A 12574-nucleotide genomic window follows, 5' to 3' on the forward strand; every position below is an offset into this window, starting at 1 on the left:
ACGATATGTATCCCGGCCAACGGACACGTCTTCGCGCTGCTGCCTCAAACCTCGATGGGTTTCAGGACAACACGCGTGTCGAGCGGGACCTTCTCATAGAGTTCGATGATCTGATTATTGGTAAGCCTTGCACAGCCGTTTGAGACACGTCGACCAATCGTCTTCGGATCCGTTGTGCCGTGAATTCTCAGGTAGGTGTCCCCACGCCCTGGCTGGTAAAGATACAAGGCGCGGGCACCGAGTGGATTGTTCAGCCCACCGGGCACACCGCCCGCAAAACGAAGATATCGGTCAGGATCTCTGGCTATCATGGCGGGTGTGGGCGTCCACCGCGGCCACTTTTGCTTGCGCGCGACATAGAACTCGCCGGATTCATAGAGCCCCTCCCGGCCAATTCCGACGGTATACCTGATTGCCCGATTGTTCGGCAAAGTCCAAAATAAAGCGAACTGGTTCGGATCGACATGTATTTCTCCCGGTTTGTCTGCCTCGGTGAACGGAACCTGGCGCGGCAACTGCTCCGGGGGCACCACAGATGGCCCGACGCGCCGGTCGTGCTCTGCGTCACTATGCGCGAATGCTGTTTTTCCACTCACCGAAAGAGCTGCAACAGAAGTCAGGAAATATCTTCGTTTCATATACTTGCCTCACTAAACTAGTCGGGTTTGAGGTGACGAACAACCCGCGCCATATGTGGCGAGCCTTCCTCTTTCGGGGCTGACTCGGCGCTTTGTTTGACGGGCAGCGTGATTTCAGCGCGCAGACCCCCATCAGTGCGGTTTTTCAGTTCGATAGAACCACCGTGCTCAAGGATGATGCTGCGCGCAATCGACAGCCCCAGGCCATGACCGCCGGTATCCTGTGATCGCGACGTCTCGAGCCTGACATAGGGTCCGAAAACAGCCTCCAGCTGATTGTCGGGAATACCGGGCCCCTGATCGTCGATGGCGACCACTACCTCACTGCCCATGCGTTGCCACGAAACCCTGGCCTCACTCCCGTAGCGGATCGCGTTCTCAATCAGGTTTCTCAACGCGCGCCCCATCGCGCTTGGTTTCACGGATACGATGAGTGGACCTTGGCTGGTCACCTGAACCTTGTCCAAGCCCATACCAGTGATCAGATCGTGCAAATCAACCGATTGGACCTCTTCATGCTGTCCGACGCCCTTCGCGAAATCGAGGGTCGCATCGACCATCCGTTGCATCTCTTCACTTGACGCCACCAAGGACGTGCGCGTGTCTTCGTCGTCCACCATTTCGGCCCGCACCCTAAGCGCCGTCAAAGGCGAGCGCAGATCATGCGCAAGCGCTGCAAGCATCTGGGTCCGGTCACTGACAAATCGCGTCAGGCGATCCTGCATGATGTTGAATGATCGGGTCAGATCCCGAACTTCCTTCGGCCCTACGACCGGCAGATCGCCCTTGGCGGCGCCGCGACCCAGACGTTCGGACGCAGTCGCGAGATCGTTGAGTGGTCCGGTCAGTCGGGACAGGAGAAACCAGAAACTTGCAACCAGCAGAAGTCCCGCAGTCAGTGCAAAGGATATGTTGGACGCCAGCGACCTTTGCAGAGGCGGCCGTTCGAACCGCGTCTCGATGTTGAGCCAATTCCCACCGGACAGCGCAATGGACAGCTCCATCTCGATGGCCGCAAGGCTGCCCTGCATCATTTCGGCGTGCATTTGCGCCATTTCCGGTGACAGGTTCGGAAGGGGCAGCAGACCTCCCTCGATTTCATGAACCTCAACCCGGATATCCCGGCTGTAGCTTTCCTGAAGCAGTGCCCGTATCCGCGCTTCGACCGCTCCACCGTCATCGTGTTGTCCGTGTGCAACCGACGGCTCGTCTGTAAGGTCGAACCGTACGAGCGGAGACGTTGCCGCGCGGACGATCTGGGCATGCAATTCCGGGGGTGCGCCTTCAATCAACTGTGCGACATTTGCGGCCCTTCCGGCGGCTTCGGCACCGATGGCGGCCTGAATGGCTAACGAGCGTTCATCAACGAAAAACCAAAGACTCAGAGCTTGCGCGAGGATCAAGACACCGAGGACCAGAAGGGCAATCTGTGCACGCAACGTCCGCGGAAGCAGCTTCATTCGCAAATCTCGACATCGCAGGAAAGACTATACCCCCCATGCCGGACAGTCGCGATGATCTTCGGGCGCAAAACGTCCTCTTCCATCTTCCGGCGCAACCGGCTCACCTGATTGTCGATGGTTCGGTCCAATGGACCGGCGACCCGGCCGGTGCTCAATTTGAGCAGCTCGTCGCGGCCAATGACCGTCCTTGGCCTTTGCAGGAACAGGGTCAGGAGTTTGAGTTCACCGGATGTAAGTTGCGTACGCGAACCGCCTTGGTCAATCAGTGTGCGGCCATCGAAATCCAGCTTTAGGTGTGCAAACTTCAACGTTTTCCCCGCAAAACCATTCGGTTTTGGGATCAGCTGCGTCCGACGCAATATCGCGTTGATCCGCGCCACCAGTTCCTTGGGATTAAACGGCTTGGCGAGATAATCGTCTGCCCCGCCATCCAGACCCGCGATGCGGTCTTCGTCGTCACCCAATGCGGTCAGCATCAGGATCGGAATATGCCCTTCCTTGCGCAATCGCCTGCACGCGGACAGCCCGTCTTCCCCCGGCATCATCACATCGAGGACAATCAGATCGAAATGCGCTTCCGCCAGCCTTGCGTCCATCTCAACTGCATTTTCCGCCGCTGAAGCACGCATGCCGTTGCGTTCCAGATAACTGGTGACGGATTTCCGAATCTCTGAATGGTCATCGACGACAAGGATGCGTGGCAGATCGCTCATGCCGCCAACATAGTCATTTTCACCAAGGGACGCCCATCCCGTGTTTGTAGCCAAATGTAACAGCGCGGGCAGTCGACTTCGGGATACCGAGCAACTATTTAAGGAAGAACATCGAGGAGTTTTAAGTGAACCGACGTGAATTTGGCCTTACGGCACTCAGCCTGGCCTTGGCCGGGCCTGCTTTGTCGCAAACCGCCGCACCCACGTTGCAGGTGACAAAGACACCGACCTGCGGCTGCTGCGGCGCTTGGGTAAATGAGATGATCGCTGCCGGTTTCAAGGCATCGGTCGAGGACGTAGATTACGACACGCTTCAGGTTCTGAAGCAGAAACACGGCATCGCGCCGGAACTGGCAGGATGTCACACTACGTCCGTGGGCGGATATTTCGTCGAGGGTCACGTGCCTGCGGCTGACATCGGGCGGTTGCTGAGCGAAAAACCTGTCGCGCGCGGACTGACAGCACCGGGAATGCCCATGGGTTCGCCCGGCATGGGCCCCCAAGGTGATCCCTATGATGTGCTGCTTGTACTGATGGATGGGTCGACGCAAGTCTTCGCAACCCACGGCTGACGTGTTTGCCCGCGATACGTTCCGACAAAGTTTTTCGCCGACCTTACCATTCGGCAGATTTTGTTGGAACGTATCCGTTCTGAGCTTGGCAAGCATATTGCCGTTCCTGCTTGTCTACATCCTCGCAACGCCTGGTTTTGCGACGCTGCTGCTGACGAATGGGACCGCGCTCTCGCGCTTCCTCCGGCAGGTCTTTACCAATGGGTTTGTGGTCGTTTTCCTCGTGAATTACTTGGGGTTCGTTTCCGCATCGGTCGCGCTGAAGCAGTACCAGCATCGGCCGATTGTTTACCTGGTTTTAGATGGCCTGCTGCGGAGTGTCGCATTCATTGGGGTTCACATTGCCGTCTATGTGATGTCGGCCGATCTGTTCGGCTCGTTCAACGGCAGCCGTGCAACAGCTTTGAGCGTGGTCGGACCAACGCTCGAGCGGTCGTTCATGTTTGGGAACATCTCGGGCGTATATCTCTATGCCCTGGCGCCCGGCACCTTCATCGCGCTTCTGGTGGTTCTGACAGAACCTTCTGGCGAGGCATCGAAGCCTACCATGTTCAGGACAATGAGCATGGCCTTGCTGTTCAGCCTGACCCCGATCCCCCTCGTCACATTCCTGTCCTATGCGTTGGATCTGGCAACCTGACGGGCCAACTTGGTCAACGACCCGCAGGCTGTCATCTGATCAAATTGTATCCGAATGTACCCTTGACCTTGCCTCACTGGAATGTCGCAGAAGAACACGAGCATATTCTGGAGAGCTACATGTCTGACAATCAAAGTCAAAAATCCACCGGTTCATCGAAACTGATGCAGTATGGTATGATGGCCTGTTGTGCCGTTATGTTGTTTCCAGTCGCCGCATTCTTTATTGCAGGCGGCACGATCGCGGGTCTGTGGGGCAACGTCGGCCTTTTTGCGCCGCTCGCACTTTGTCTTGGTGCGCATGTCGTCATGCACAGGATGATGGGAAAGTCGTGTCACGGGTCAAGAGTTGAACAGGCGAACGAGGCGACTGTGGATGCAGAATTTGAAGATGGCCAAGCTCCCGAACGAGAACTGGTACGCGCCCGCTAGAACGCGGCTGACAATCGGAATTCCGATTGCAGGTATTCTGGCCCTCGGCGGTTGTGCCCAGTCGGCCTCGGGCAAGCTTTGCCCACTTGAGCCCCCTTCCGTGACACGGGATGCGGCACACGACGTCATGCTTCCCGTAGGATGTCGCTTGGTCGGTCAGTCTGAAGGTACTACCCACGAAATAGTCTGTGACGACGGCCGGACCGGATGGGCTTTCGATTAAGCGCCAAACCTTGATCCTGCCTCACATTCACCTGCACAGCGACGGTCGCCCACGCCACTACGGGCGCAACCGTTCCAACGCGCTTTGCACGGCTTGACGGCGCGGGTCATCTCCCGGCACCTCCGACAACAGGATTTCAGCGTGTTCAAACGCCGCGATTGCCGGCGCGGTATCACCCAGAACCGAATAGGCATTGCCAAGCCGCATCCATCCATCAAGATCGTCAGGCTCATCTTCCAGCCGCGTGGCCAGCCGTTCGACCATCGAGCGGATGAAATCCTGTCGTTCCTCCACACTCATGTCCTGCGCGTTTTCGATGTCTTCCTGTGTCGGGCCGGACGCACTGGTCTTCGGGGCATAGTCGGCCAGCGAGATCGGAGCCTTGCCGATCTTCGCGCCAATCCGGTTGGCTTCGCCAACAAAGCTTTCCATCCACGGGAAAAACCTATCCGCATCGTCCAGCCGGGCCACCAGCGTTTCGTGAGCCCGAGCCTCATCGCCCTTCTGCTCGAGCGAGACTGCCTTGAAAAAGGCAGCACCGGGATTGGAAGGATCCAGTTCGTACGCCCGATCAATCGCGGTGTCCGCTTCAGGTGTCACCACACCTTGCTCTGCGTAGATCAGAACCTCGGCCAACATGGAGAAGACGGCGGAATCGGCCTCCGGTCGTTGTGCGACAACTCTATATGCATCGGCTGCATCCGCATACCGGCCCATTTTCGAATAGGTTTGCCCCAGCAGCATCCAGCCTTCCGAAGGCCCGCCTTCGGGGTCTGAACTGAGCCGGACGTACAGACGATCTGTCAATTCGGCGATTTCCGCCGCTTCCTGCCGTTCAGTGGCACGTTCGGCAAAGGCGACACCTGGGATCTCTGGCGAGCCCATTGCGGAGTAATATCCAAAAGCGAAGACCGGCACGAACACTGCGCTCAGAACGACCATCAAGCGGCCCCCTGCCGCCGGTTTCCCATCTGACAGAACGGACCGGCGCGACTGCACGAGGATCCGTCTCTTGATCTCCTGCTCCGCCGCCGTGGCCTCGGTGTCGGAAATGACACCGCGCTCAAGATCCCGCCGAACCTCATCCAACTGATCCATGAGGACCGCATCCGTGGCGTCAGCCGGGACGGGTGTCCGCGACGACCGATGGCGCAGCGGCAGGCCCATGAAAAGCAGACCTACAACGGATAACAGGGCGAAAACCAACCAGATCATGAACCGTCCTTTGAAGCGTTCTCTTCAATGAAACGCGCAATTTCCGCTTTTTCGTCATCGGAAAATCCCGTTGCGGCAGCCCTGCGCCGGCTTCTCGAAATGACGGTCCAGCCGACAAGCAGCGAAACAAGCGCAAACACGAAGGGCGCCATCCAGAGCGCGAGAGTGGCGCGATTCAGGGGCGGGCGCATCAGGACATAATCGCCATACCGGGCGTGGATGTACGCGATGACCTCCTTGTCGCTGTCACCGGCAACAAGCCTTTCGCGCACCAGTATGCGCAGGTCCCGCGCAACCCCGGCGTTGGAGCTGTCGATGTCCTGATTCTGGCAGACAACGCAGCGCAGTTCCCGTGATATTTCACGGGCGCGTTGCTCCAGTACAGGATCCTGCAACATCTCGTCTGGCTCGACCGCCAAGGCCGTCACCGGAAGCAGCAGGAGGAAAGCAAATGCGATATACCTCATCCGTTCTGGCCCCTTGCTAACGCGCCAGCCTGGATCAATGCTTCCCTGAATGTGGAAATCGCCGTTTCGCCCACGACGGGGCCGACATATCTGAACAACACCGTCCCGTCAGAGCCGACAATGAATGTTTCAGGTACGCCCGAAAGGCCCCATTCAATCCCCACTCTGCCGCTCAGATCAGACCCGATCCTTTCGTAGGGATTGCCAAGCTCAGCAAGCCATTTAGTCGCATCCTCCGGCTTGTCCTTGTAATTGATCCCGAACAACGTCAGCCCGTCCTTTTCGACCATCTGGGTCAGAACCCCGTGTTCGGCCCGGCAGGGCACGCACCACGAGGCAAACACGTTCACGATGACCGGTCGCGGGTTCCCGACCAGATCGGCGCGGGAAAGCCCTGGCGTCTCCAACCCGTCGACAGCGGCCAGATCGAATTCGGGTGCCGGCTGCGAGATCAGAACCGAAGGAATGTTGTTCGGGTCCCGGTCCGGGTTCAAGCCCCACAGAAAAAACCCCCCGAAAATGGCCGCGATTGCCAGCGGAATGAATGCCAGTATACGTCCCATGCCTACTCCGCAGGAAGTGCTGCGGGCGCTGTCGCCTTGCGACGGGGTGCCCCGACGCGCAACCGCCGGTCAGACAGCGAAAGACCCCCACCAAGCACAAGCATCGCCGATCCGATCCAGATAAAGTTGACCAGAGGTTCATACAGGATGCGCAGGGTCCAAGCCCCTTGCGTGCTCTCGTCCTCGGCGGCCGGATTTGCGATGGACGCATAGAGATCACCGGCCATTGTCGATCTGATGGCGCTCTCTGTGGTGGTGGTTTGCGCGACCGGATAGGTACGCCGCTCCGGGAAGAGATCGGTGACATAGTTCCCCTCCCGGGCCACACGAAGCGTGCCACGATCCGCGAAGTAATTTGGCCCACGCACACGTTCGGCCCCCTCAAAGGTGACATCGAACCCACCAATGCTGACCTCTGTACCGGGCCGGACAAAGATGATTTCCTCGGATTTCCAGACCGTCGAGCCGATAAATCCGAACATCGCCATCGCGAGCCCCGCATGAGCCAGTGTCATCCCATGAGAGGATCTGGGCAGGTTGCGTGCACGGCGCACCGATTCCGGGAACGGTGCCTCAAACAGCTTTATGCGCATCGCCCATTCCCGCAGGGTTGAGAAAAACAGCCAGAATGCAAGCATCAGCGACAGATACCCCAACACCGGACCGCCCTCGGCGAGATACCAGGTCACCAATGTCGCGAGCACGGCCAGAACGACCACGAAACGCAACCGCTGCAGAACGCCCGCCAGATCGGCACGTTTCCAGGACAGGTAAGGCCCCAGCCCCATCGCAAAGACGAGCGGCAGCATCACGGGAATAAAGGACGCATTGAAGAAGGGCGGCCCCACCGACAGTTTTTCACCGCCCGTCGCGGCTTCGTAGAAGAGCGGGTACAAGGTGCCGAACAGCACAATGCCGGTGGCCGTGGCCAGCAGCAGGTTGTTCACCAATAGCCCCGCTTCCCGGCTGATCGGCTTAAACAGGCCGCCGGGCTCCATTGTCGGCGCGCGCCAGGCAAACAGAGCAAGGGAACCGCCGATCGAAACGGCCAGCAATCCAAGGATATAAAGTCCCCTTTCCGGGTCGACCGCGAATGCATGCACAGAGGTCAGCAGGCCCGATCGGACAATGAACGTGCCCAAGAGCGATAGGGAAAAAGTCAGGATCGCCAGAAGGATTGTCCAGCTTTTGAACGCATCCCGTTTCTCCGTCACGATTGCGGAATGCAGCAGTGCCGTGCCCATCAGCCATGGCATGAAACTGACGTTCTCAACGGGATCCCAGAACCACCAGCCGCCCCAGCCAAGCTCATAATAGGCCCACCAGGATCCCAGCGCGATGCCTGCGGTCAGGCTCATCCAGGCAGCCAGCGTCCACGGACGTACCCACCGTGCCCAGGCCGCGTCCACCCGCCCTTCGATCAGGGCGGCAACCGCGAACGAAAAGACAATCGAGAACCCGACATACCCGAAGTAGAGAAGCGGCGGGTGCATGGCGAGACCGACATCCTGCAATAATGGGTTGAGGTCCTGACCGTCGTCTGCCGGAGGGAAAACGCGGTCGAAGGGATTGGACGTCAGCAGCATGAAAGTCAGGAAACCGACACTGATCCAGGCCTGCACCGACAGCGTTCTTGCCTTCAGCGACAGAGGAATGTTCGATCCGAAGAGGGCGACCGCCGCACCAAACACCGTCAGGATAAGGGTCCACAGCAACAGGGATCCTTCGTGACTGCCCCAGGTGCCTGCCACCTTGAACAGCATCGGTTTGAGTGAATTGGAATTCTCCACCACGTTCTTGACCGTGAAGTCGCTTGTGACGAAGGCTTGCATCAGCGCCAGAAACGCGATGCCGACAAAGAAAACCTGACCGAACGAGGACCATCTGGCAGACTGCATCCACAGGATGTTTCCGCGCCCCGCACCGAGGATGGGCAGCACACTTTGAACAAGCGCCATGGCCAAGGCCAGTGCCAGCGCGAAATGACCGATTTCAGGTGTCAAAGGATCATCAGCCTCTTCAATGAATTCACTGGATCGACGTCTGTCTAGCAAATCGTCCGGCGAACTGTGAGTGGTTGCTTTGTCACCGTTTGTAACAGGATGCTGTGACAAATGATTACAAAACGGCCCGCGCTTGGCCTTTAATCAAAGCGCTATAACGCCAATGTATCTAGGGTAAGTCTGAAAGGAATGAGAAATGAAAAAACAAGAAATTATTGCGCTTGGCGTGGTGATCGCGGTTGGCATGGCGCAAACAGCATTTGCGGAATCCGACGGGGCTGCCGACAGCAAGCCTGACAGCGGGAATATGTCCGGCATGGCGATGGGCGATGGCGACAATCAGATGGGCATGATGGGCGGGGACATGATGCCGATGATGCGAAAAATGATGAAGATGCATGCCGCTATGATGGGTGGCCAGGGCAACATGATGGGAATGATGGATCGGGACATGATGTCGACAATGATGTCCGGTGGACAGCCTCATGAAATGGCCGCGCAGATGTCCGAAAAAATGCGGGAGTTCGATGCGAATTCCGATGGAGCGTTGACACTTGACGAGTTCGAAGCCTTGCATATGGACGCAATGCGCGCGCGCATGGTAGATCGCTTTCAGCATCTCGATGCGGACGGTAACGGCCAGATCTCTCAGGACGAGATGGAAGATGCCGGTACACGGATGAGCAAAATGAACGGTACTTCCACCGGAACGGACATGGAAGGTCATCATGACAGCGAATAAGGGTCAAGCCTGCGGCACTCAGCTTGATGGGGGCAAATTATGGCCTTCTTTCTGACGCGCCGCGGCGCAAGCCTTGCGATGTTGGCCAGTTCCGTTGCACCTTTCTCGGCTGTCGCCCAGACCGCCGAGGTCTGGTCGGCGGACATGGCAGCAGATGCGCTGCAACAGGACCTGATCCGGATGATCGACGTTCGGTCGCGACCGGAATGGACCGACACCGGCGTTGCCGACGGTACCTGGCCCATCAGCCTGCATGAGGACCGTTTCGCCGAGCGGCTTTTTGCCGCCCGGGAACGGGCCGAAGGGCAGCCTGTCGCGCTCATCTGTGCGACAGGCGGGCGGTCTGGCCGCGTCATGCGAAGTCTTCGGCAGGCTGGCTACAGCGGCTTTCTTGACGTATCCGAAGGCATGCTCGGTTCTGCCGCCGGACCGGGCTGGATCGCGGGCGGTTATCCGGTCGTCAGTGTCGATATGGCTCTGGCGGCGCTGCCAGAGGAATTGAGTTGAAGTGAAACTGTTGAACCGTCGAGAACTGTTGGGCCATGCCGCAGGCTTTGGGGCTGCATTTGCCCTGCCATCGGCTGCATTCGCGGCATCGGACAAGAGGCTCGCGTATCCTCCCCTTCTCGATGCGACGACATCCCGGCTTTTTCAGCTGGAAGCCCGCACGGGCGAGACCCGTTTTGACGACGGTGCCGCCAGCGAAACGTTCGGCTACAACCAGGGATACCTTGGCCCGACGATCCGGGTGCAGGCCGGGGTCGAGACACGGGCAGAGGTGCACAACACGCTTGGCGAGCCGATGTCGGCGCATTGGCACGGGTTGGTTGTTGCCGGTGAGTTCGATGGCGGACCACATCAGGCCATCGCACCGGGAGACACCTGGAAGCCGGTGCTGGACCTTGACCAGCCCCCGGCAACGGCCTGGTATCACAGCCACATTCACGGCGCGACGGCACGGCAGGTCATGCTGGGGCTGGCGGGTGTTCTGCAGGTGACGGATGACGCGGATGACGCCCGTGGATTGCCATCCGCCTACGGGGTCGATGATCTGACCCTTGTATTGCAGGACCGTCAGTTCAACTGGCGCGGACGCCTGAAATACGATCCCGGCATGCACCAGTCCATGAACGGGTTTCAGGGCGACACAATGGTTGTGAACGGTCAAATCGGCGCGTCGGCAGCGGTTCCGAAGGGGATCGTGCGGTGCCGTGTCGTCAACGGCTCGAATGCGCGGGTTTACCGCCTGTCCATGTCTGACAGCCGGTCGCTTCATCTCATCGCGACAGATGCCGGATTTCTGGATCGACCGATTGCGCTGAACCGCCTGACCCTTGCACCAGGAGAGCGCGCAGAAGTGCTTGTGGATTTCACAAGCGGGCGGGACAGTGTTTTGAAGTCCGACGATATCATTAATTCGGCCATGGGCGGAATGATGGGCGGCGGCGGTTCCGGCAGTCCATTCACCGTGCTGCCTTTCGCTGTCGACACAACCCTTCCGGTTCGCATCGACGCCCTGCCCGGCTCTCTGGACGGGCAGTTGCCTGATCTTGCGGTCAAGGACGCGCCAGTCCGACGTCTGTCACTGGATATGTCGATGGGCATGGGGATGATGTTCTCGCGGTCCGGTAACCGATTTTCGATCAACGGCGCGTCATACGATTCGGGAACGCTCAATTTTTCCACCAAACTCAACAGCATCGAGCGTTGGATTGTGCGTGGGGCCATGATGATGCACCCGTTCCATGTTCACGGCGTCCGGTTTCAGGTCCTGTCGGAAAACGGTACGGCACCGCGTGCAGAGAACAGGGGTTGGAAGGATACGGTACTGGTGGATGGTGAAGTGGAGCTTGCGATGAAATTCGAAAAACCTGCCTCAGCGGCTGCGCCCTACATGTATCACTGCCACATTCTGGAACACGAAGACGGCGGCATGATGGGGCAATTCAGTGTTGCTTAGCGCAGAAATCCCTTTACCCTCCGCTGACAGGAACCTTTAGGGGAATCCTATTCCTCGATAGAGGTTTGAGATGAAAACCGAATTGCACATCAAGCGGCTGACCCTCGCCGGCGGGCTGTTGATCGTCATCTCTGCGCCTATGCATTTCATCTTGCCCGAGCAAAGGCCAATTGTCTTCGCAGCTCTCTTTCTTTTGGTGCTCCATGCCGCTTAGCAAACCGCGCCTGCATCGGGTTGGGCTATGGTTGGTGGTTGCGCTTGGCGTACTTTTGATAGCCATATGGGCAATGGGATATGGCCCGGCGATAGCCCGCGAGACTATCGAGGTCTGGATAGAGCGGGCCGGCGCTTTGGGACCGTTGCTCATCATCGTGCTCATGATGGTTTCGATCGTGGCAAGCCCCATTCCAAGTGCACCGGTCGCACTGGTGGCAGGCGCGGCGTATGGTCATGTTGCCGGAGCTGTCTATGTCGCCATCGGGTCGGAACTGGGTGCACTCGTGGCATTCATCATCGCCCGCTATATCGGGCGCGACCACGTTGAGCGCTGGCTTGGGGATAAGGCCGGTTTCGGGTTATTGGGCTCTCAAAATCTGTTGATGTTGACGGTGTTCGCGTCTCGCCTCTTGCCCTTCATCTCGTTTGACGCAATGAGCTACGCTGCCGGTCTCAGCCGCCTGCGCCTTTGGCGGTTCCTGATCGCAACTCTGGCAGGCATTCTTCCAGCCAGTTTCCTGCTCGCGCATTTCGGAGCAGAGGCCATGTCGGGAGATTTCGGCACTGCTGAGTGGATCATCATCGGTCTTGGATTGATGACTGCCGCACCGTTGCTGGTCGCAGCGCTCTGGCGAACAAATCGGTCAACCAACGCTTCCTAAGTCTGAGTATGTCAGCAAAAATGAAAACCGTGATTGCCTACTTTACCATTGACCTTCCCCCACAGG

15 protein-coding genes are annotated in these 12574 nt (G+C 58.4%); 8 read left to right on the forward strand and 7 right to left on the reverse strand.

Translation table 11 applies throughout. The features are described from left to right. Positions 1-44 precede the first annotated feature (44 nt). The 3 genes from T8A63_RS21745 to T8A63_RS21755 are packed head-to-tail and all read right to left on the reverse strand — an operon-like array spanning position 45 to position 2814. Positions 45-638, reverse strand: a complete 594-nt coding sequence (locus T8A63_RS21745) for a L,D-transpeptidase (RefSeq protein ID WP_005619183.1) — start codon at positions 636-638, stop codon at positions 45-47. 17 nt (positions 639-655) lie between these two features. Further along, positions 656-2098 (reverse strand): ATP-binding protein, encoded by a 1443-nt coding sequence (locus T8A63_RS21750; RefSeq protein WP_050672446.1) that lies wholly within the window; start codon positions 2096-2098, stop codon positions 656-658. Beyond that, complete coding sequence (locus T8A63_RS21755) at positions 2095-2814, reverse strand: response regulator (protein ID WP_050672447.1); 720 nt, start codon at positions 2812-2814, stop codon at positions 2095-2097. The genes T8A63_RS21750 and T8A63_RS21755 overlap by 4 nt, the downstream gene beginning before the upstream one ends. Before the next feature lie 125 nt (positions 2815-2939). Here T8A63_RS21755 and T8A63_RS21760 point away from each other — a divergent pair, with 125 nt between their 5' ends. The 3 genes from T8A63_RS21760 to T8A63_RS21770 all read left to right on the forward strand — a co-directional run bounded on the left by T8A63_RS21760 (position 2940) and on the right by T8A63_RS21770 (position 4457). After that, positions 2940-3386, forward strand: a complete 447-nt coding sequence (locus tag T8A63_RS21760) for a DUF411 domain-containing protein (RefSeq protein WP_043847208.1) — start codon at positions 2940-2942, stop codon at positions 3384-3386. Between the two features lie 97 nt (positions 3387-3483). Further along, positions 3484-4026, forward strand: coding sequence for a hypothetical protein (locus T8A63_RS21765; protein WP_050672448.1), 543 nt, complete (start codon positions 3484-3486; stop codon positions 4024-4026). A gap of 119 nt (positions 4027-4145) precedes the next feature. After that, entirely contained in the window at positions 4146-4457 is a 312-nt protein-coding gene (locus T8A63_RS21770) for a DUF2933 domain-containing protein (protein WP_037953520.1), read from the forward strand. 280 nt (positions 4458-4737) lie between these two features. On the opposite strand, the gene ccmI is transcribed toward T8A63_RS21770, so the two are convergent. The 4 genes from ccmI to T8A63_RS21790 are packed head-to-tail and all read right to left on the reverse strand — an operon-like array spanning position 4738 to position 8928. Next, the gene (ccmI, locus tag T8A63_RS21775) at positions 4738-5895 is read right to left on the reverse strand and encodes a c-type cytochrome biogenesis protein CcmI (protein WP_043847209.1); all 1158 of its coding nucleotides are present in this window, start codon (positions 5893-5895) and stop codon (positions 4738-4740) included. Further along, complete coding sequence (locus T8A63_RS21780) at positions 5892-6362, reverse strand: cytochrome c-type biogenesis protein CcmH (RefSeq protein WP_009824475.1); 471 nt, start codon at positions 6360-6362, stop codon at positions 5892-5894. Before T8A63_RS21780 ends, ccmI begins: the two co-directional genes overlap by 4 nt. Further along, positions 6359-6925 carry a DsbE family thiol:disulfide interchange protein gene (locus T8A63_RS21785; protein ID WP_009824474.1) on the reverse strand — a complete coding sequence of 189 codons (567 nt, stop codon included), beginning with the start codon at positions 6923-6925 and terminating at the stop codon, positions 6359-6361. The genes T8A63_RS21780 and T8A63_RS21785 overlap by 4 nt, the downstream gene beginning before the upstream one ends. Before the next feature lie 2 nt (positions 6926-6927). Beyond that, entirely contained in the window at positions 6928-8928 is a 2001-nt protein-coding gene (locus tag T8A63_RS21790) for a heme lyase CcmF/NrfE family subunit (RefSeq protein ID WP_043847210.1), read from the reverse strand. Between the two features lie 196 nt (positions 8929-9124). Here T8A63_RS21790 and T8A63_RS21795 point away from each other — a divergent pair, with 196 nt between their 5' ends. From T8A63_RS21795 to T8A63_RS21815, 5 genes are all read left to right on the forward strand, one after another. Beyond that, entirely contained in the window at positions 9125-9670 is a 546-nt protein-coding gene (locus tag T8A63_RS21795) for a calcium-binding protein (protein WP_043847211.1), read from the forward strand. A 39-nt stretch (positions 9671-9709) separates the two neighbouring features. Continuing rightward, entirely contained in the window at positions 9710-10177 is a 468-nt protein-coding gene (locus tag T8A63_RS21800; protein ID WP_088664277.1) for a rhodanese-like domain-containing protein, read from the forward strand. Between the two features lies 1 nt (position 10178). Then, complete coding sequence (locus T8A63_RS21805; RefSeq protein ID WP_043847217.1) at positions 10179-11630, forward strand: multicopper oxidase family protein; 1452 nt, start codon at positions 10179-10181, stop codon at positions 11628-11630. Positions 11631-11700: 70 nt separating this feature from the next. Further along, complete coding sequence (locus T8A63_RS21810; RefSeq protein ID WP_009824469.1) at positions 11701-11844, forward strand: hypothetical protein; 144 nt, start codon at positions 11701-11703, stop codon at positions 11842-11844. After that, positions 11834-12508 (forward strand): TVP38/TMEM64 family protein, encoded by a 675-nt coding sequence (locus T8A63_RS21815; protein ID WP_043847219.1) that lies wholly within the window; start codon positions 11834-11836, stop codon positions 12506-12508. The genes T8A63_RS21810 and T8A63_RS21815 overlap by 11 nt, the downstream gene beginning before the upstream one ends. Positions 12509-12574 lie beyond the last annotated feature (66 nt).

The sequence above is a fragment of the Sulfitobacter sp. OXR-159 genome (assembly GCF_034377145.1).
Classification (GTDB): Bacteria; Pseudomonadota; Alphaproteobacteria; order Rhodobacterales; family Rhodobacteraceae; genus Sulfitobacter.